Origin of the sequence: Dietzia sp. SYD-A1 (genome assembly GCF_015356725.1) — a bacterium.
GTDB lineage: Bacteria > Actinomycetota > Actinomycetes > Mycobacteriales > Mycobacteriaceae > Dietzia.
Window position 1 is genome coordinate 1 of the sequence record NZ_JADDKI010000096.1, and the last position, 1,221, is coordinate 1,221.

The window sequence follows — 1,221 nt, forward strand, 5'->3', positions numbered from 1 at the left end:
GGCGGGCGGGGTGGCGGCCCGCGGCTCCTCGACGCGGCCGGCACCCGAACCGCTAGCGGAGTCAGCGGAGGCCTTGTCGGACTTCTCCGCCGCCTTCCGGGCCTTCTCGAGGTCCTTGGTCAACTCGTCGACACGCTGACGGAGGTCGTCGTTGTCCTCCACGAGGGTTCCGAGCTCCTCCTCTACCAGGTCGAGGAACTGGTCGACCTCGTCCTCGTTGTAGCCCCGTTTACCGATCGGCGGCTTTGAGAACGCGACGTTGTGCACATCGGCTGGAGTCAAGCGCATGGGATACCCCTCGTGGTCGTCTCGGGTGCCGGTCCGGCGTTCTCGAACCGGACCCACGACTTCATTACTACCTTAACGCGTGCCAATCTAGTCACATTCGGCCCGCGCGTCACCTGCGGCCCGGGTGACCGCATCACTTGTGTCCCGCCGCGCCCCTCACGCGACGCTGGTGATCATGATCCGCAGGACCAGCTGGATCACGATGATGATGACGAAGAGCACCAACACCGACAGGTCGAGGGAGACCTGCCCGATCCGGACCGGCTTGATGACCTTGCGCAGCGCCTTGACCGGAGGATCGGTGATGGTGAACAGCCACTCCAGAACCACCGCCAGGACACCGCGGGGGCTCCAGCCACGGGAGAACGACGCGATCATCTCCACAACGATCCTGGCGAGGAGCAGATACCAGAAGACCTGGGTGATGATGTAAAGGACCAGCAGGATTTCACGCACGGGACAAGACTACTGGCAGCGATCGACGCCGCGCCGCGGGCACCCGGTCAGACGGGGTGGCCGCCCGGGATCAGCGACGGAACGCGCCGTTGACCGCGTCCCGGACCTCGGCTTCGGTGAGATCCATTCCGGCGGGCTGCAGCAGGAAGGTGCGCTCGCGATCGGTGACCTTCTCCATGCGGCCGTCGAGACCGAAGACCAGGCCGGCGGCGAAGTCGACCATGCGGCGCGCGTCCCCGGAGGCCATCGTGGACAGATCCAACACCACGGCTCGGCCCGCGCGGAAGTGCTCCCCGAGGCTCTTGCCGTCACCGAATCCCCGCGGACGCTCGACCACGGTCTCGGGGAGGGTCACCAGCCCGTCCTCGACGAAGTCCTCTTCCGGAGCCAGGGCGACGGCGCCGCGGGTGACGGGGACGCCGCGGAGCGAGGCCCGGGCCCCGGCCTCCGCCGCGTGGTAGCGCCTCGGGCGCGGGG

3 protein-coding genes are annotated in these 1,221 nt (G+C 67.8%); all 3 read right to left on the bottom strand.

Translation table 11 applies throughout. From position 1 onward, the window contains the following. Window positions 1-288: DivIVA domain-containing protein (locus tag IY392_RS04790; protein WP_194860654.1), on the bottom strand; the 288-nt coding region annotated here is incomplete at its 3' end. A 156-nt stretch (window positions 289-444) separates the two neighbouring features. Beyond that, window positions 445-744 (bottom strand): YggT family protein, encoded by a 300-nt coding sequence (locus tag IY392_RS04795; RefSeq protein WP_107756224.1) that lies wholly within the window; start codon window positions 742-744, stop codon window positions 445-447. A gap of 70 nt (window positions 745-814) precedes the next feature. Beyond that, window positions 815-1,221 (bottom strand): cell division protein SepF (locus IY392_RS04800; protein WP_194860655.1); only part of this gene is annotated, 407 nt, incomplete at its 5' end.